Annotated in this window: 16 protein-coding genes, 1 tRNA gene and 1 pseudogene; 5 read left to right on the top strand and 13 right to left on the bottom strand. The window is 70.7% G+C overall.

From position 1 onward, the window contains the following. Positions 1-79: 79 nt before the first annotated feature. Entirely contained in the window at positions 80-472 is a 393-nt protein-coding gene (locus IL992_RS01245) for a ChaB family protein (RefSeq protein ID WP_193201436.1), read from the bottom strand. 45 nt (positions 473-517) lie between these two features. After that, positions 518-778 carry a DUF6458 family protein gene (locus IL992_RS01240; RefSeq protein ID WP_030505976.1) on the bottom strand — a complete coding sequence of 87 codons (261 nt, stop codon included), beginning with the start codon at positions 776-778 and terminating at the stop codon, positions 518-520. Positions 779-865: 87 nt separating this feature from the next. Between IL992_RS01240 and IL992_RS01235 the strand changes: the two genes are divergently transcribed. Beyond that, a complete protein-coding gene (locus IL992_RS01235) occupies positions 866-1387 on the top strand; it encodes a shikimate kinase (RefSeq protein WP_193201435.1) in 522 nt (173 codons plus the stop codon). A 16-nt stretch (positions 1388-1403) separates the two neighbouring features. Here IL992_RS01235 and IL992_RS01230 read toward each other — a convergent pair whose 3' ends face one another. The 3 genes from IL992_RS01230 to IL992_RS01220 form a co-directional block, all read right to left on the bottom strand. Then, entirely contained in the window at positions 1404-1871 is a 468-nt protein-coding gene (locus IL992_RS01230; RefSeq protein WP_193201434.1) for an ATP-binding protein, read from the bottom strand. Between the two features lie 348 nt (positions 1872-2219). Then, positions 2220-3152 (bottom strand): aldose 1-epimerase family protein, encoded by a 933-nt coding sequence (locus IL992_RS01225; protein ID WP_193201433.1) that lies wholly within the window; start codon positions 3150-3152, stop codon positions 2220-2222. A 142-nt stretch (positions 3153-3294) separates the two neighbouring features. Continuing rightward, positions 3295-3531, bottom strand: coding sequence for a hypothetical protein (locus IL992_RS01220; RefSeq protein WP_193201432.1), 237 nt, complete (start codon positions 3529-3531; stop codon positions 3295-3297). A gap of 358 nt (positions 3532-3889) precedes the next feature. On the opposite strand from IL992_RS01220, the gene IL992_RS01215 reads away from it, so the two are divergent. Continuing rightward, positions 3890-5065, top strand: coding sequence for a cytochrome P450 (locus IL992_RS01215; RefSeq protein WP_193201431.1), 1176 nt, complete (start codon positions 3890-3892; stop codon positions 5063-5065). A 54-nt stretch (positions 5066-5119) separates the two neighbouring features. Here IL992_RS01215 and nhaA read toward each other — a convergent pair whose 3' ends face one another. After that, a complete protein-coding gene (nhaA, locus tag IL992_RS01210) occupies positions 5120-6433 on the bottom strand; it encodes a Na+/H+ antiporter NhaA (RefSeq protein WP_193201430.1) in 1314 nt (437 codons plus the stop codon). Between the two features lie 240 nt (positions 6434-6673). Between nhaA and IL992_RS45670 the strand changes: the two genes are divergently transcribed. Together IL992_RS45670 and IL992_RS45665 are read left to right on the top strand one after the other, a co-directional pair. Then, complete coding sequence (locus IL992_RS45670) at positions 6674-7126, top strand: phospholipase D-like domain-containing protein (protein WP_226872053.1); 453 nt, start codon at positions 6674-6676, stop codon at positions 7124-7126. Between the two features lie 59 nt (positions 7127-7185). Beyond that, a complete protein-coding gene (locus tag IL992_RS45665) occupies positions 7186-7455 on the top strand; it encodes a DUF5710 domain-containing protein (protein WP_226872052.1) in 270 nt (89 codons plus the stop codon). 303 nt (positions 7456-7758) lie between these two features. Here the strand turns inward: IL992_RS45665 and IL992_RS01200 are convergent, their stop codons facing one another. After that, positions 7759-10380: an HNH endonuclease signature motif containing protein gene (locus tag IL992_RS01200; RefSeq protein ID WP_193201429.1), complete on the bottom strand. Its 2622-nt coding sequence runs from the start codon at positions 10378-10380 to the stop codon at positions 7759-7761. Between the two features lie 459 nt (positions 10381-10839). Here IL992_RS01200 and IL992_RS01195 point away from each other — a divergent pair, with 459 nt between their 5' ends. Further along, the gene (locus IL992_RS01195; protein WP_449843662.1) at positions 10840-12120 is read left to right on the top strand and encodes an IS701 family transposase; all 1281 of its coding nucleotides are present in this window, start codon (positions 10840-10842) and stop codon (positions 12118-12120) included. Between the two features lie 35 nt (positions 12121-12155). Here the strand turns inward: IL992_RS01195 and IL992_RS49240 are convergent. From IL992_RS49240 to IL992_RS01165, 6 genes and pseudogenes are all read right to left on the bottom strand, one after another. Continuing rightward, positions 12156-12281 (bottom strand): annotated as a pseudogene (locus IL992_RS49240) (IS982 family transposase); the annotation flags it as partial. A gap of 530 nt (positions 12282-12811) precedes the next feature. Beyond that, a tRNA-Lys gene (locus IL992_RS01185) sits at positions 12812-12888 on the bottom strand. Positions 12889-12958: 70 nt separating this feature from the next. Beyond that, entirely contained in the window at positions 12959-13558 is a 600-nt protein-coding gene (locus tag IL992_RS48840; protein ID WP_193201428.1) for a hypothetical protein, read from the bottom strand. A gap of 1126 nt (positions 13559-14684) precedes the next feature. Beyond that, positions 14685-15071, bottom strand: coding sequence for an OsmC family protein (locus IL992_RS01175; protein WP_193201427.1), 387 nt, complete (start codon positions 15069-15071; stop codon positions 14685-14687). A gap of 4 nt (positions 15072-15075) precedes the next feature. Further along, entirely contained in the window at positions 15076-16152 is a 1077-nt protein-coding gene (locus IL992_RS01170; protein ID WP_193201426.1) for a HAMP domain-containing sensor histidine kinase, read from the bottom strand. After that, positions 16149-16853 carry a response regulator transcription factor gene (locus tag IL992_RS01165; RefSeq protein ID WP_193201425.1) on the bottom strand — a complete coding sequence of 235 codons (705 nt, stop codon included), beginning with the start codon at positions 16851-16853 and terminating at the stop codon, positions 16149-16151. The genes IL992_RS01170 and IL992_RS01165 overlap by 4 nt, the downstream gene beginning before the upstream one ends. Between the last annotated feature and the right edge of the window lie 5 nt (positions 16854-16858).

Genomic DNA, 16858 nt, shown 5'->3' with positions numbered 1-16858 from the left:
CCCGGGTCATGGCGCCGCCGCCGGTGTCACCGCGCGGCGGGCCCCCCCGGGGTGGGCGCCCGACGGCGTACGGCAGAGGTCAGCGTGCCTTGGCGGTCGCCTTGCGGTTGGCCTTCTTGATGGCGTCCACGAGCTCGTCCTTGGTCATCTTCGACCGGCCCGGGATGCCGAGGCGGCTGGCCACGTCGTAGAGGTGCTGCTTGGAGGCGTTCGCGTCGACGCCCTCGGCCGTCTTGCCCGGCTTCGGCGTGCCCTTCTTCGCCTGCTCGTCCGACGGTCCGCGCCCCTCCTTCTTCTCCCAGTGGTCGCCCACCTTCTCGAAGGAGTGCTTGAGCGCGGCGAACGCCGTACGGTGGGCGCGCTGGCCCTCGCCGTACGTCTCGACGGCGGAGTCGTGCGCCTTGATCCACGTCTCCTGGGCCTCCTTGGGCGAGCGCTCCAGGGTCGAGGGCAGTTCATCACGTCCTGGCATGGTCGATGCCTCCCTTCAGACCGTCGGAAGTCCGTTGGAGGGGGTTCAGATGGTGGGGTCGTCGTAGCGCCGCTCCTCGTACACGTGGCGGCGGGTGGCGGTGGCGTCCACGGGGGCGGCGGCGGTGACGGTGGTCCTGCGGCGGACCGTCGTCAGGCGCCAGATGCCGAAGAGCAGCCCGGCCAGACCGCCCACCATGAGGATCACCCCGATCACCTGGATGTCGAGGCCCGCGATGGTGAAGTCGACCGCCCAGGTGAGGATGGCCCCCAGCATGATGAGGATGATGCTTCCGGCGATGGTCATGGCTTTTCCTCCTTCGCCTTCTGCTCTATCCCCTCCACGGATTCCAAACGTCGCATGCGGGTGCCCGTATAGGGCAGCATGCGAATCATGACCGATACCCCCATTGTGGTGATGGGACTCATGGGCGCGGGGAAGAGCACCGTCGCCCGGCTGCTCGCCGACGCGCTCGGCCGTCCCATGCGCGACAGCGACGCCGATCTGGAGGCCAGGTACGGCACGACCGCCGCCGCGATGGCCGCCGGTCTGGGCGCGGACGAGTTGCACGCCCGCGAGGCCCTGGTGCTGCGGGACGCGCTGGCGGCCCGTCCTTCCCCTGTCATCGCGGCCGCCGCCAGCACGGTCGAGGACCCCGAGACGCGCCGCGCGCTGGCCCCCGCCTTCGTGGTCTTCCTCGACGGCCCGCCCGAGGTGCTGGCCGAGCGGATGAAGTCGAGCCCCCACCGCCCGCACTTCAAGCCCGACCTCGTACGCATGCTGACCGAGCAGCGCGACCTGCGGCTGCCGGGGTTTCACGAGGTGGCGGACCTGACCGTGGACTCCTCCGCGCACAAGCCCGAGGAGATCGCGGCCACGGTGCTCGCGCACCTCGACGGTGCGAAGACGCACTGAAACGCCGAGTGACGCGTCAGCCGACGGCGATGCGCATCTGGTGCGGGACGACGGGCAGCGGCGACGGGCTGCCCGCCCCGGCGAGGAACCAGACGGTCTTGCCGCCCCGGCCCGAGCCGGCCACTCCCCAGTCGTCGGCGAGTTCGTCCACGATGAGCAGGCCACGGCCGCCGATGGAGTCGATGTCCGCCTCGCGCTGGTTCGGCACGCCCTCGCCCTGGTCGAAGACCTCGCCGTACACCCAGGTGCCGTTGCTGCCGAGCCGGAGGGTGAAGACGTTGCCGCCATGCCGTACGACGTTGGAGGCGAGTTCGCTCACGATGAGGGAGCAGTCGTCGACGAGCTCGTCCAGGCCCCACCGGCCGAGCTCACGGCGGACGAGAGCGCGTGCCTCGGCGACACTCGCGCCGACGGCGGGCAGGAGGCATTCCGCGGTCCAGACAGGGGCCGGGTCGACCGGCGCCGTACCGAAGGGGAGAGTCACGCGCGCCTCCTTAGGCTCATGGGAGCGCTCCCACGGCTCAAGATACGGCACGCAACGCAGTCATGTGAATTCAAAGAAACAAGATTGTTTCCGGTCAATGCCCGATCCGTGATAGGCGCGAAGGAGAAAACTCCGGCGGTCTTGCGTGCCCCGGCGCGAGTACGCACGTCAGCGCCGCCGCGTCCGCCGCTCGCAGCCACCGCCCCGCGACCGCGGGACGCGTCCGCGCGGTCGGCGTCGCCGTGAAAATAGCTGAAATAAGCCCATCCCGTCCCGCCGATGCGCCCAGACCGGAATCGCCCTGCATATCCGCCCTGACGCATAAGGGCCATTTCGTCCGGCATGCCCTCACCCGAGCGCGGTGATTCCCCAGCGGTGGGCGACCCGCTCGCCCGGGGCCAGGCGCACCAGGCACTCTCCGGTCGCGAAGGCGTTCGGCGGGCAGCTCATCGGCTCGACCGCCACTCCGGCCCGCCGATACGGCTCGGCGAGCGTGTCCCCGGTGAAGACCTGGAGCCATTCGACGCCGGGCGCGGCCCACAACTCCACGCCCCGCGAGCCGTCGGCCGTCCGGAGCCGGGCCCGCACCAGCCCGTCATCATCGCGCCGCAGGGCCGTGTAGGGGGTGTCGAGCGCCGTGCCGCCGATGCGGCGTCCCTCGCGGAAGTCGTACTCCGTGCCCTCGACCGGGCGGCGGCCGACCGGGATCTTCTGCTCGTCCACCGGGGTCCACTCGGCCGCGGGCACCTCCAGCACGGCGTCGTCCACCGTCTCCTCGCCGAGGGTGAGGTAGGGGTGCGCGCCCATGCCGTACGGCGCGACGCCGTCTCCCACGTTCACGGCCGACACCTCGACCACCAGGCCCGCCTCGCCCAGGGCGTACGACGCCGTCAGGTCGAGCACGTGGGGATAGCCGAGCTGGGGGAACAGCCGCAGCCCGAGCCGGATCGAGGCGTCGTCCCGGTTCAGGACCGTCCAGGGCATCAGGCGCGCGAAGCCGTGCGCGGCGTTGCCGGTCCTGGGCTCGGTGATGGCGAGCTGCCTGGTCTCGCCGTCGAAGTCGTATCTGCCGTCGCGCACCCGGTTGGGCCAGGGCAGCAGCAACTGCCCGGCGCCGCCCACCAGCTGCGCGTCCGCGGGGTACGACATGACCAGCGGGCGTTCGCGGTACGTCAGGGCGCGCAGGCCCCCGCCCACCTCGGTGACGGTCGCCGCGTATCCGTGCGCGGCGATCGTGTGCTGCGTGCCGGTCGGGGGAACGGGTTCCGCTGGTGCTGTCATGAGAGGGATTTTCCCATCCGTCCCACCACACTCGCAGGCGGCCCGGCGGGGATGCCTCAGGACCGGGTCCGGACGGCAGGGGCTCGGGCCGCGGCGGGCTCTCGGGCCGTGAGCCCGGCGGGCCGGGCCCACGTCCTGGGCGTCACGAGGAGAGCGCCTGACCCGTCAGTCCATCCTGCGCGGTGAGCAGCGCGCGCAGTTCCTCCGCGCTCTCGCCGCATGCGGTCATGATCAGGCCCCTGTCCATCTCGATCCGGGACAGCGACCTGGTCAGCCGGGTCGCGTACCAGCGGCCGGCGTCGCTTCTCCAGATCGACCAGCGACCGGCGTACTCGCTGCTCAGTTGTCTCCAGGCAGCGTCCTCGGCTGAGAACCGCACTCGTCACCACCTCCAGGCTCTGTGCCGGGAGACAACGATGTGCTCATCCGGACACGATTGGTAGTGAGAAGCGGTCTCCCCCTTCCGGCGGCGCCGCCACCCCGGCTCTCATGAAGATCTTCCGCCGGTTGCGGTGACTTCACCACGACTTGATCCCCGTTCCTCCCGTACCACCCGTCTCATGCCGGCTCGCGGAACGACGCTGGTGTTCGCGGGGCAGGCATGGCGCGGGCACAGCGTAGGCACGATGCAAACGTCGCGTCTCCGGTCACACCGGACATGGTTTTACTACCTTGCCGGACAGCAAGTCAGGGGAGAAATTCGAGAGGGTCGACATCGAGCGAAGGGAAGGTCACCCATGCCCGGACTCCCACGGCTGCCGTTCAAGCGGCCGGACGTCCTGGGGATATCCCCCGCCTTCGGCGAACTGCGGGCCAGAGCGCCGATCACCAAGGTCACGACCGCCATGGGCGACGAGGCGTGGCTGGTCACGGGCTACGAGGAGATCCGGCAGGTGTTCGCCGACGACAGGTTCGGCCGCTCCCACCCCGCTCCCGAGACCGCGGCCCGCCTGTCGAACAACGCCCTGCTCGGCGGCCCGACAGGCGAGTACGCCACGGAGCGGTCCATCCACAAGGAGATGCGCCGCCTGCTCGCCCCCGCGTTCTCGGCCCGGCGCATGCGGAGCCTGTCGGACCGGATCGGGGCGCTGGTCGGGCACCTGCTCGACGGGCTCGCCGAGCAGGGCCCGCCCGCGGACCTGCACGCCGGCCTGTCGCTCCCGCTGCCGATCCAGGTGATCTGCGAGCTTCTCGGCGTGCCGTACGAGGACAGGGACAGGTTCCGGGCCATGGCCGAGGCGATGACCGACCTCACCCATCCCGAGCGGTCCGCCGCCGCCCAGATGGAGATGAACACTTACACCTACGAGATCGTGAAGGCGAAGCGGGACGACCCGGGCGAGGACGTCTACTCCGACCTGGCGGACGCCTCGCTGCCGGAGGACGACGTCGCCAGGATCGCGGGCGGCCTGCTGTTCGCCGGTCACGAGACCACGGTCAACCAGATCGACTACGGCGTGCTGCTGTTCCTGCGCAACCCCGTCCAGCGCGACGCGCTGCTGAACGACCCCTCCCTCGTGGACGGCGCGGTCGAGGAGATCATGCGGGTCGCCTCGCCGAGCGAACACGGGCTGGTGCGCTACGCGCACGAGGACGTCGAGGTCGCGGGGGTGCTGATCCGGGCGGGCGAGCTGGTCATGCTGTCCACCCCGGCGGCCAACAGGGACGAGCGCGTCTACCCCGACCCCGACACGTTCGACATCAGACGGCGCGATCCTCATCCCCACGTCGGCTTCGGCCACGGGCCGCACCACTGTCTCGGGGCGTCGCTGGCTCGGATCGAACTGCGCGCGGTCTTCGGCTCCCTCTTCACGCGCTTCCCCACGCTGGCGCTCGCGGTGCCGTACGAGGAGCTGAAGGCGCACACCGACAGGCTGGCCGGAGGGTTCCAGGCGCTGCCCGTCACGTGGTGAGGGCTGTATCCGGTCACGGTCGCGCCTGGCGACCCGCGCCGCGCCCGCCGGTCGTCACCGCCGCTCGACAGGGTGGACCTGTCCGGCCACACGCTCGGCGTCCCCGGGCCCGGCGGTTCCGTCGTCGTCGGCGAGCCGCCGGTACGCGCGGTCGCGCAGCCGCAGCACCACCGTCGCCAACAGCGCCGCGACCAGTGAGCCGGTCAGGACCGCCAGCTTGACCTGGGCGTCGCGGGCCGTACCAGGGCCGAACGCCAGCTCGCCGATGAGCAGGGACACCGTGAACCCGATGCCGGACAGGATCGCCAGCCCGCCGACGTCCACCCACGCCAGCCCTTCGTCGATGTCGGCGCGGGTGAAGCGGGCGGTCAGCCAGGTGGCCGCCATGATCCCCAGCGGCTTGCCCACGACGAGCCCGACGACGACGCCCAGCGACACCGGGTCGGCGAGCAGGTTCGTCACACCGTCCAGCCCGCCGAGCGGCACACCCGCGGACAGGAACGCGAACAGCGGCACGGCCACTCCGGCCGAGATCGGGCGGAACCGGCGCTCGAAGTGCTCGGCGAGCCCCGGTCCCGCCTCCGGGCCGCCCGCCTTCTCACTGCGCAGGACGGGTACGGCGAAGCCGAGCAGCACCCCGGCCACCGTGGCGTGCACACCCGAGGCGTGCACCAGGCCCCAGGTCACGCCGGCCAGCGGGAGCAGCAGCCACCACGAGCGCACCCGCCGCTGCACCAGCACGGTGAAGACGCCGAGCGGCACCAGCGCCGCCAGCAGCGGCAGCACCGACAGGTGCGAGGTGTAGAACACCGCGATGATCACGATGGCCAGCAGGTCGTCCACGACGGCCAGGGTGAGCAGGAACGTACGCAGCGCGGGGGGCAGCCGCCGCCCCACGACGGCGAGCACCGCCAGCGCGAACGCGATGTCGGTGGCCGTCGGGGTCGCCCATCCCCGCGCCGCGCCGTCCATGAGCGAGTTGACCAGCAGATAGAGCAGAGCCGGGACGATCACACCGCCGACTGCCGCCGCGACGGGCACGACGGCCCGCCGGGGATCGCGCAGGTCCCCGGCCACGAACTCGCGCTTGAGTTCCAGGCCGGCGACGAAGAAGAAGATCGCCAGCAACCCGTCCGAGGCCCACTTGGCGAGACTGAGGTCCATATGCCACCCGGCCGGCCCCACCGTGACCGAGCGCAGCCCCGCGTACGCCTCCGACCAGGGCGAGTTGGCCGAGACGAGGGCCGCGACGGCGGCGATCAGGAGCAGCGCACCGCCGATCGTCTCCTTGCGGAGGATGTCGGCGATGCGGCGGGTCTCGGCCCGGGAACCGGGACCGAGGAGGGACGGGCGGCGGGGAGAGGCCATGGGCGCTCCGTTTCCGGGCTCGGTTCGACGACCGCCGACCAGACTTCCCGGCACCCCGCGTCCATTCTATGAGCAATTGCCCAGATCCTTGCCCACTGCACCTTTCGTCCCACCGATTCTCCTCGGAGTGCCCGTACACACGTGCCGGAGACAGTAGGTTCTCAATCCGTACCACGACCCTGTCGGCCCCCTTGCCATGGCCTGCGCGCCAAGCTCAACCCGGCCGGCGAGGCCGCGCGCATGCTCGACCATCTGGAACGGCATGCGCACAGGCTCTCCGTGGACGACCTCGTCCCCTTCCGCTGCGCTGCCGACCTCGCCGGCCTGCCGGAGGAGGAACTGGCGAGGCCGGCGTTCTTTCCGGCCGACGAGGTGCCACGAGCCATCGCCTGGGACGTCGCCCGTGCCCGGCACAGCATCGAGATCTACTGCGCGTTCCTCGATCCGGACCCCGTGCACAGCTGGCTCCGTCACCTCGCGCCGCGCGTCCAGGCAGGAGTGCGGGTCACCGTTCACACGCGAGATCAATCGGAGGACGTTCGCCGGAAAGCCCTCATCGAGGAACTCCGGGCTGCCGGATGCCAGGTCGCGACACGCGAGCGCATGCATGAGAAAGTGCTCATCCTCGATGACACCGTGCTCTGGCACCGATCCCTCAATCCCTGGCCAACAGCGGCCCTACCGATCTCATGATGCGGATCACCGACCCGGGGTCCTGCCGACGCGTCCGTCACATCGTCGAGCGAGCTCGTATGGAACGCCCCGCACGCCCCTGGCCGCAGCGTGGGTTCTCCGGGCTCTCCGGGCCCCGCCCGGACGGCGACGGCGAGCCTCGTCCGGGCGCGGTCGTCGGCGGCCGCCTCTATCTCGACGTCCCCTTCGAGGACAAGGATGAGCTGAAGCGCCTGACGCGGGCCGAAGGAATGCCCGCGTCCTGGGACGGCAGGCGCAAGTTGTGGCACGTCGATGCCGACATCCCCCGGCATGTCGTCCGTCGGTGGCTTCCGCCGTCCAGTGCCTGACGTGCGCAGAGACGGTTGCACTGATGGTCGCAGTCGAAGTGACGTTCGCAGCGGGCCGGACACTCCAAACCCAACCAGCCCCTCCACCGGCTGGTGCTGTCGCTCGGCGCAGCCGCTCGACGTCCGACCGCTCGACGTCCGACCGCTCGACGTCCGACCGCTCGACGTCCGACCGCTCGATGTCCGACTGCTCGATGTCCGACTGCTCGTGCCAAACCGCTCGGTGCCCAGCCGCTCGGGCGCCCCAACCGCTCAGCGCCAAGCCGCTCGGTGCCCAGCCTCCCCTGTCGGATGTGGGCGGTGTCAGAAGGGTGGTTCGTCACGTTCGCCTGCGAGCAACGATCCGCGTGTCCCGGCCTCGCCGTCCGGTTCCGATGGCATTGCTACTCCCGCGTCCGATTGGAAGGCCTCCTGGGGGATCGGTGGTTCGGGAGCCGGAGTCATGGTTGGGGTGTCGGAAAGGTCGCCGAGGTACCGGTAGGGCGGTGGGATGGGCCGACTGCGGGGGTGGGGGTCGCAGGCGGAGAGGATGATCTCTGGGAGAGGGCTGGGGTAGCGGTGCCCCAGCGGGCTGGTCCAGACAACCAGGTGAGGGCCTGCGGCGCTGACACGCCAGCCGCCCTGGTGCCTGGCGCGGTGGTCGTGGCGGCAGGCCAGGTGCAGGTTCTCCGCCTTCGTGGGCCCCTGCTCCGCCCACGGAAGGATGTGATCCTGGTCCGTTCGGGTGGCGGGCATGCGGCAGCCGGGCCAGGAGCAGACCCGGCCCCGGATTTGGACGTAGCGTCGTAACGCCGCTGCGGCCTGACGCCGCCGCTCCGAATCCGCTGCGCCGTCCTCCCACCCCTCCGCTCGCCCGTCCACCTGGCCGTCTATCAGGCCGTCTACCCGGCCGTCCTTGTGCTGGTCCTTGTGCGGGGTGCCGGTCTCATACCGGTCCTGGACGAGGCCGCCTGTGGCTGTGCCGTCGGGTGCGATGCCGCCCGGGGCGGTGCCGTCGGGCGTCGTGCCGCCGGTTGCGGTGTCTCCAGAAGCAGTGGCGCCCTGGCCGGTGGTCAGGAGGGGTGCGGCGTGGGCGGACAGGTCGGCGACGACCGGCGCCCACGCCCCGAGGGTGTCGGCGGGCTGGGCGGACAGCACCCGCAGATGACTGAGGGTGATCTGCAGTTCGACGATGCCACCGCGCCGCCGGTCGCGGGCGGGGCGGTTCTGGCCGGCGGTGTGGGGGCGGGCCCGGGCGAGTCCGGTCAGCGCCAGGTGGCCGTTGTCGTGGCAGATGGCGTACCGCCACTGCCCGCCGAGCATGCCTGCGACGATGCGCCGGGCCAGACAGGGGTGGACCACTCCCCAGCCCGGCAAATGGGCGGGATGCTCGTCCAGGCCGAGCAGCGTGGTCAGCTCCACCCGGATCTCCCGCACCGTCCATCCCCCGGCACCTGCCCAGACACCGGCATCCGGCTGTGCATGAGCTTGGGCTTGGGCATGCCTCAATCCCGCCCTGTCAGCCACGGCCTTGCCGGGCACGGCACTCTCGGGTACGGCCTTGCCGGGCACGGCACTCTCGGGCACGGCCATGCCGGACACGGCACTCTCGGGCACGGCCATGCCGGGCACGGCACTCTCGGGCACGGCCATGCCGGGCACGGCACTCTCGGGCACGGCCTTGCCGGGCAAGGCACTCTCGGGCACGGCCTTGTCGGGCATGGCCCCGCCCCGTCCGGTCTCATCATCAGGTGCGGGCGCATCAGGCGCTATTCCCTGCGGCCCTGTTGCCGGGTGTGAACCCCTTGCGCGTGAACCGCTCGCGGGCGACAGCCCGCCGGACCCACTGCCCGGGCGGCTACGCGTCTCGGCGTTACGGTCGTCCTCGTCCGCGCCCCTGTCGGCGTCGGTGAAACCGCCGGTGCCCTCAGCGCCCGCAGCGCCGTCGGTGCCGTCGGTGCAGCCCGCGCCGCCGGTGCGGCCGCCACCCGGCTGATCGAGGTCGCCGTCGGGACGCACGCCGCCACCGTCACCGGGATGGTTGGGGTTCGCGCCAGGACGCGCGCCGCCATCGCCGCCGGGGTCGTCAGGGTCGTTGCGGCAGCCGCCGACGCTGGTGTCACCGTCGGGGGCATTGCCGGCATCGTCTCCCCTGGTGGCGGGGGTGTCGTGAAAGGGGTGACAGAGGACATGGGTAACGATCTCCTCATCCGACATGCCCTCGAACGTGCCGTCCAGACTGCCGAGAAAGAGATCCACCCGGATGTGGTCGATAGGACGGCGGTCCCCGGCCCGCTTGCACGCCCGGGCCAGTTCGTCGATTCGGTCGCACCCGGCCGCCGCCCGATCCAGGGGCAGGTCCAGCCCGGACACCGTCGCGGTGCCGTCCTCGTTGCGGGTCCCCACCACCCGGCGGCGGCGTACCGCCTCGGCGTACCGGCGCTCGGCCCAGGCGGGATCGATCGCCAACGCCAGGCGCTGGATCCGCTCGATCAACTCCCCCACCGTCCAGGACGACGCCTGGGGCGCCAGCTGGTCGCACACCAGGGCGGCTTGCTCGTCGGTCAACCCCAGGGTCCAGCGGACGAGCGCCACCGCCCGGGGTTCGTCCAGGGTTCCGGCCAGCATCGCCTCTCCCAGGATCGGCAACCGGCGGTGAACATTCCAGGCCAGCTCGAACGTCGAATCGGCGCGGCGGCGTGACCACACCAGCGCCGCCCGCGCCTCATCCGGGCCGAACTCATCCGGCACCTCCAACCGCGCCACCTCGTCACCCGAGAACGAGTCCCGCAGCCCCACCTCCAGCAGGACCCGCAAGAACCACGCCCGGTCATGACAGACCTGCCGGTAGGCCGCTTTGAGCACCTCCACCGTGTCGAACCCCGACACCCGCTCCACAGTCACGTCGGCCAGCAGTGCGGCCAGCCCCGCACCCGGCGGTATCACCGTGAGCCCGTCCGGAATCGGAACCGCGGTTCGCGACCGCGAAAAGACGCCGGCCCCAGCCACGCCGGACGAAGAGAAGGAGGCGTGATCGGAAGCAGACCGCATTGGCGGCACAAGCGCCGAAGACGACACGGACGGGCCTGGCATTGGCGGGCACCCCCTTTACAGGCGGAGACGAAAGCGCCACTGGTTCCCGGCCGCCCGGACCGGGACTTACTCACGCAGACTCGGCTACTTCATCACTCGGCACCGGGGCCACAAACCAAGCTCACTTGTTACGACTACCCCAAGATTAACCGAACACACACTCGAAAATCAGCTTGACCAGCACAAACGTGGAATCACAACCTAGACGAGCTAGTACTCCAGTGACACTTCGCGATCTTCGCGGTTGAGGTGGCATGAGGACGGCCACCACGTGATCATTCGGAGTTTGTGAAGACATCTGAAGATCGCGTGATGGCCGTGGCCGACAGCGTAGACCCTGACCGCTGGAGCGTCACCTTTGAACAGCTGATGACGCGGATCGCGCATCGGTTCGGCCGAGTAGAGCCGCGTCGCGCGGCGAGTGCCTACGTCCAGGGCCTGCTGTCGGACGTCGAGCGGAAGAACTGCTGGAACCTGGCCGAGCACGCCGGGCTGAGTGGCCCGCAGACCATGCAGCGCCTGCTGCGCACCGCGGGCTGGGACGCCGAGGCCGTACGCGACGACGTCCGCGGCTACGTGAGCCAACACCTCGGCGCGGGCGGTGTCCTGATCGCCGATGAGACCGGCTTCCTCAAGAAGGGCCTTCGATCGGCCGGAGTGCAACGCCAATACACCGGTACGGCCGGACGGATCGAAAACAGCCAGGTCGGCGTGTTCTTGGCCTACGCCACCCCGCGCGGGCGGGCATTGATCGATCGCCGTCTCTACCTGCCCGAGCACTCCTGGCCGGCCGACCCGCCCCGCTGCCGCTCGGCGGGGGTGCCGGACGAGATCGCCTTCGCCACCAAACCCGCCCTGGCCGCGCAAATGATCGCTGCCGCGTTGGACGCCGGGATCGACGCGCCCTGGGTGACCGGCGATGAGGTCTACGGCCAAGACCCGCGCCTGCGTGCGCTGCTGGATGCCCGGCAGGCCGGGTATGTGCTGGTGATCGCGGGCACGGTCCGGGTGCGGTGCGAGGGCGTCGACTGGCAGGCCGCCCAGGTCGCCGCGCACGTCCCCGACGACCAGTGGCATCTCTACAGCGCCGGGCACGGCGCCAAGGGGCACCGCTGGTACGCCTGGGCCTGGACACGCATCGACACCCACCGGCCCGGTCACCGGTGGCTGCTGATCCGCCGCAACCCGGCCACCGGGGAACTGGCCTTCTACCGCTGCTACGCACCCCGGCCGACACCACTGGCCGCCCTGGTGCGCATCGCCGGCATCCGCTGGACCGTCGAAGAGTCCTTCCAGGCCGCCAAGAGCCAGGTCGGACTGGACCACTACCAGGTCCGCAGCTGGGACGGCTGGCACCGCCACATCACGTTGGCGATGCTCGCCCTGGCCTTCCTCGCGGTCCTGGCCGCATCCCAGCCCGACGGCGACGAAGAGCACGTCCCGTTGACCATGCCCGAGATCCGCCGCTTGCCGGCCGCCCTCACCCTCACCCGACACCGCCGGACCGAGGAGATCCTGCACTGGTCACACTGGCGACGCCGCCATCAGGCCACCACCCGCCGATGCCACTACCACCGCAGACACCGACCATGATCTCAATGTGTCACTGGAGTACTAGCCCGCAGTGATCAGCGGTCGTAGGCGGGCAGTGATCTGGTGACGGGTGCGCCGATGTCGTTGTGCCATATCGCCGCCGCCATCGACAGGATCCGTTGAGCGACCCGGAACGCGATGTTCTCGAAGGCGCGGCCGCCGAGGTGGCACAGCCCGCCGTCGACCACCAGGTCGTCGAACGCGCCCGGGTCGGTGGCCGGCCAGGTGGCGAACTCCACGGCCTCCTTGGGTGCGCGCACCCCTTCAGCACGGCGTAGGGCGAGCCGCCGACGTTGCCGGTGACGGTCGCGCCGGCCTCCCAGGACGGCACCGGGGCCGCCGGCCTCCCAGGACGGCATCGGGGCGACCGCCCACTTGCCCGAGGTCTTGGGTATGGAGTCCTCCAGCACCTTTGGTCATCCGCACGCGCCGACCAGCGAGGCGATGCTGCCGTCGGTGAAGTCCTTGAACCAGGCGTCCGGACCAGGCCGGCTTGACGTCGGCCCAAGCCGATCAGGCTCGTCGCAGCGATCGCTCCGAGAGAAGGGTGCGCTCCATGGACAAACAGCGGCCGGTCCTTGCACTTTGCGCGTCACGGATCGGTGAACCGGGAGGCGGGGCGCAGCGTGCCGCAGAGACGAGCGGCCCATAGAGAAAGCCCAGGCCGACTGTGTCGACCTGGGCTTTCGTTTGGTGCGCCGCCAGGGACTCGAACCCCGGACCCGCTGATTAAGAGTCAGCTGCTCTAACCAACTGAGCTAGCGGCGCCCGCGATGTCCGTAACCTTAGCAGTCCCGCGAAGGTCGCGCACATCGCTCGTTGATCGGAATCGCGTGGCTCAGCTCCGCCAGGCGCCGCTGGAGAAGGGCACCGGCTCGCCGCGCAGGCCCGGCCCGTCGCCCCACTTGGTGACGACGTACTGGATCGGGATGTGGCCGAGGTCGCCGGCGACGGTCAGCGTGTCCTCGTTCCAGGTGGTGCCGGTGAGCTCGGCGAAGGTCTGGCCGTCGATGTCCAGCATCACGCCGCTGTCCGACGGGACGCCCGGGCCGCGGTCGCCGATGAAGAACTTGGCCTTCTTACCCTTGTAGAAGATGTAACCCTCGGTGCCGAGCGGCCAGCTCGGGCTGGCGAACAGCCCCTTCTGCATGGGCTTGCCGATGGCCGGCAGGCCCGTGTCGCCCTGACGGCCCGAGGCGTCGTCCCAGAAGTACGAGCCGGTGGTGCTGCCCTGCAGCAGGACCTCCTCGTGCGCCGGGATGGCGAGGGAGGGCTGGCGCGCCGGGATGGCGGCGGAAACGTTGGCGGCCTCGTTGACCGGCTGCTCGACGGGCGCGGGCACGGCGGCCACGAGGGACGCGGTGACGGCCGCCGCACCGACGAGCGTGGCCGCGGCGGTGAGGCGTCGGTTGCCACGCAGGTCAAACAGAGTCTTCATCAGGGCTGGGGATCTTTCGTGAGACGACAGAGAATGGCCATGCGTCATCAGAGGGCCTGCGCGTACGGCAAGCCGCGGAGACGGGCCACGTGTCCGGGCGAGAAGGAGAAGTCGTCACCCGGAGGCGTGTGCGCTGAAGCTATGGCGATCGGCCGGAAGGCCGTCGTGAGTCAGACGTGTGATCCGAAATGCCTTGGCTCAGAGGTCGATGTGGGGTCACCCACGGTGATCTCCTCTCCAAGTCCAATCCAGCCACCGGTCGGCGGCAAACAGGACACTACAGGACGAGTCAGGATGGAGCAAAGTAAAAGCGGCATAGCGCCCAAAAGATCTACCTCTGGTCCTGTTTACCCCAAGTCGCGCCACTCCCCGCCGCCCCGCCTCGTGATGTTGACGGTTGCGTGACGAGGGTCCGATTCCGCGCACGGCAAAGCCCGGAGGCCGTACGGCAAGAGACCACAAAGAAAATCACGGGGACGGCTCGATAAAGCAACTCGCCGCAAAAGCGGAGCCGCACAGCGAGAGGAAGACCGCGGTTTACGAAGGCAAAGGTCCTTTTCCCGCGCCGGAGACCGTGGTTCGCGAATGGTCATGACGCGGCCGGTGGCACCGATGGTGGGCGGGAAGCGCGCGAACGGACGGACCGCCAGGTCAGAGGGTGCACGGCCTCCATCGCGACCCCTCGTACGGCCCCTGCGCGGCGCCTGGACGAGCACCCGGGACGACCGCAGAGGCCTCCGGGCCGGAGCTTCGGGACGGCCGGGGCAAGGCGGACCCAGGCCCGGGCGGGGAGGGGAACGGGCGGGCAGGGAACAAGCAGGGAGGGGACGAGCGGGGAGGGGACGGACGGGAGGAGAACGGGTACAGGCCCCTGAAAATGCCGGAGCCGGGCAGTCCCCCAACTGCCCGGCTCCGGATCAAAGCGGTTCCGCCAGGAATGCCCTCCCCAAAGGCACCGGCGGGTCCCCCGCTTTCCGGACGCGGTTCCCCCATCCGCGTCCTTTATCAAGAAAGTCTGTCGCCCTCTCCCGAGGACCTGCTTCAACACTACAAGGGGCCCTGTCATGAAGTCGTCATAGGCAGGTTGATTTCCGGCCTACATCCGAACCGGCCCCGCCCGCCCGTGCTACCGCCCGAGGTCCAGCCTGACCTCGGTGCCCTTCTGGAGCGACCGGCTCACCGTGCAGTGGCGCTCGTGGACCCGCTCGGCGACGGCCTCGAAGACCTCGCCGGAGTCCTCCGGGGGCAACTCCACGTCGTAGGTCACGGTGACCGAGCGCAGCAGGGTCGGGCTCTCCTTCTCGGCGGAGACCTCGACGGCCAGCCGTACGAGCCGGTGGCCGCGCTTGGCGGTGAGCGGCTCGACCGTCATGACGTTACAGCCGCCGACGGCGGCCAGCAGCAACTCCACCGGGCTGAACAGGCCGTCGCCGGAGCCCATCTCGATCTCGGCGCCGCGCTCGTTGCGGGCGACGAACCCGTCCTCGGTCCGCTCGACGCGTACAGAGCCCATGCCCTCACCCTACTGGCAGCGCCAGCCGGACGAGCGTGCCTCCGCCGGGGGCGGGACTGGCCGACACGCTGCCACCGTGGCTGTCCACGACCTGGCCCACGATCGCCAGGCCCAGCCCCGACCCGGGCAGCTGCCGCGCCGAGGGCGCGCGGTAGAAGCGATCGAAGACGTGCGGCAAGTCGTCCGCGGAGATGCCGGGGCCGTGGTCGCGCACCGTCAGCACGCCGCCCCGCAGCGACACCTCGACCAGGCCTCCGGCCGGGCTGTACTTGGCCGCGTTGTCGAGCAGGTTGGCGACGGCACGGGCGAGCCGGTCGGGCACGCCCCGCACCACCGTCGGCTCGGACGACATGGAGTAGGCCGTCGACGGCCAGTGCCTGGCCGCCCTGGCGACCTCCCGCTCCACGAGCTCGTCGAGGCGCACGCTCTCCACGAGCACGGCGGGCTCCTCGTCGCGGGCCAGCTCGACCACGTCGGAGACGAGGGCCGTGAGCTCCTCCAGGCCGCTCACCACGGCCCGGCTCACCTCCTCGTGGACCTCCTGCGGCAGGTCGCCCCTCATCAGCAGCTCGACGTTGGTCCGCAGGGCCGTGAGCGGCGTGCGCAGCTCGTGGGAGGCGTCGGCGACGAGGCGCTTCTGCGACTTGGCGGAGCGTTCCAGCGCGTCGAGCATCGCGTTGAAGCTGCGCGCCAGGCTGCTCAGCTCGTCGTCCCCCGCCACGTCGATCCGGGTGGTCAGGTCGCGGGTGGTGGCCACCCGTCCGGCGGCGTCCTTGAGCGCGTTGACCGGCCGCAGGGCCGCCCGGGCGGCCAGCCAGCCGAGCGCCCCCGACAGCACCAGGCCGCCGAGCGCCACGGCGACGAAGGGCCAGCCCAGGTCGTCCACGTCGGCGAGGGCGGCCAGCACGCCGTTGGGAGGCCGGTCGCCGTAGCCGCCGTAGCTCTCGTACGCCCCCCCGTAGTGGTCCATCGCCCACTCGACCCGGCGGCAGGTGATGACGTAGGCGGCCACGATCACGACGATCACGCTCACCGCGGCGGCCAGCGCCGAGGCCATCGCGAGCCGCCAGCGGAGCTTCACCGCGCCTCCTCGGTGGCGGGAGCAGCGGTGGGCTCCCTGAGCGCGTACCCGAGGCCGTGGACGGTGTGGATCAGCCGCGGCTCGCCCCCCGCCTCGGTCTTCTTACGCAGATAACCGATGTAGACCTCCAGCGGGTTGGACCCGGGCCGGAAGCCGTAGCCCCAGATGCGTTCGAGGATGAGCTGCCGGGTCAGCACCTGGCCGCCGTTGCGGATCAGCAGGTCCAGCAGGGCGTACTCGGTGCGGGTCAGGTCGATGAGCCGCCGGCCGCGCCGAGCCTGCCTGCTGTCGGGGAGCAGGACCAGGTCGGCGAAGCCGGCCTCCGGGGGCGGCGCGGCGCGGCGCAGCAGGGCGCGCACCCGCGCGAACAGCTCCTCCAGCGCGAACGGCTTCACCAGGTAGTCGTCGGCGCCCGCGTCGAGGCCGGCCACCTTGTCGCCGATGCCGTCCAGGGCCGTCAGCATGAGCACCGGCAGCCGGTTGCCGTCTCCGCGCAGCGTCCGGCAGACCTCGATGCCGTCCATGCCCGGCATGAGCACGTCGAGCACCACGAGGTCGGGCGCCGCGCCGTCGATGGCGTCGAGGGCGTCCATCCCGTCCCCGGCGGTCGCCACGCCGTACCCCTCCACGCGCAGCGCCCGCGCGATCGCGTCGCGGACCTCGGGTTCGTCGTCGACGACGAGCACCTGTGTCTTGACCACGCCGC

Source organism: Microbispora sitophila (assembly GCF_014892245.1).
GTDB classification, from domain to species: Bacteria; Actinomycetota; Actinomycetes; order Streptosporangiales; family Streptosporangiaceae; genus Microbispora; species Microbispora siamensis.
This window is presented reverse-complemented; position numbering and strand designations above follow the sequence as displayed.

Excerpts from the sequence above, each read along its gene's own strand:
- IL992_RS45665 (WP_226872052.1), top strand. The coding sequence starts at position 7,186 with ATGGAACGCCCCGCACGCCCCTGGCCGCAGCGTGGGTTCTCCGGGCTC.
- IL992_RS01240 (WP_030505976.1), bottom strand. The coding sequence starts at position 778 with ATGACCATCGCCGGAAGCATCATCCTCATCATGCTGGGGGCCATCCTC.
- IL992_RS01245 (WP_193201436.1), bottom strand. The coding sequence starts at position 472 with ATGCCAGGACGTGATGAACTGCCCTCGACCCTGGAGCGCTCGCCCAAG.
- IL992_RS01195 (WP_449843662.1), top strand. The coding sequence starts at position 10,840 with ATGGCCGTGGCCGACAGCGTAGACCCTGACCGCTGGAGCGTCACCTTT.
- IL992_RS45670 (WP_226872053.1), top strand. The coding sequence starts at position 6,674 with ATGCTCGACCATCTGGAACGGCATGCGCACAGGCTCTCCGTGGACGAC.
- IL992_RS01175 (WP_193201427.1), bottom strand. The coding sequence starts at position 15,071 with ATGGGCTCTGTACGCGTCGAGCGGACCGAGGACGGGTTCGTCGCCCGC.
- IL992_RS01225 (WP_193201433.1), bottom strand. The coding sequence starts at position 3,152 with ATGACAGCACCAGCGGAACCCGTTCCCCCGACCGGCACGCAGCACACG.
- IL992_RS48840 (WP_193201428.1), bottom strand. The coding sequence starts at position 13,558 with ATGAAGACTCTGTTTGACCTGCGTGGCAACCGACGCCTCACCGCCGCG.
- IL992_RS01215 (WP_193201431.1), top strand. The coding sequence starts at position 3,890 with ATGCCCGGACTCCCACGGCTGCCGTTCAAGCGGCCGGACGTCCTGGGG.
- IL992_RS01235 (WP_193201435.1), top strand. The coding sequence starts at position 866 with ATGACCGATACCCCCATTGTGGTGATGGGACTCATGGGCGCGGGGAAG.
- nhaA (WP_193201430.1), bottom strand. The coding sequence starts at position 6,433 with ATGGCCTCTCCCCGCCGCCCGTCCCTCCTCGGTCCCGGTTCCCGGGCC.